At 63.8% G+C, this 282-nt stretch carries 1 protein-coding gene; it reads left to right on the plus strand.

Features of this window, described 5'->3' with window-relative positions; translation table 11 throughout:
* The coding region (locus A3722_RS18640; protein WP_269084705.1) for a zincin-like metallopeptidase domain-containing protein at positions 1–263 on the plus strand (263 nt) is incomplete at its 5' end.
* Positions 264–282 lie beyond the last annotated feature (19 nt).

Genomic DNA, 282 nt, shown 5'->3' on the forward strand with positions numbered 1-282 from the left:
ATTTCGGCCGCAAGCGCTTCGGTGACGAAGGCTATGCCCTCGAAGAGCTCGTGGCCGAGCTTGGCGCTGCGTTCCTCTGCGCCGATCTAGGGCTGACCCTCGAAGATCGCGAAGACCACGCCGCCTATATCGGCAGCTGGCTGAAGGTCCTGAAGGATGACAAGCGCGCCATCTTCACCGCCGCCGCGCACGCGCAGCGGGCGACCGATTATCTCCACGGCTTGCAGCCTGTGATCGACGAAACCGACGAGGCCGCCGCATAGGCGGCCTCTTCAACCATCT

Origin of the sequence: Sulfitobacter sp. HI0027 (genome assembly GCF_001634775.1) — a bacterium.
GTDB lineage: Bacteria > Pseudomonadota > Alphaproteobacteria > Rhodobacterales > Rhodobacteraceae > Sulfitobacter.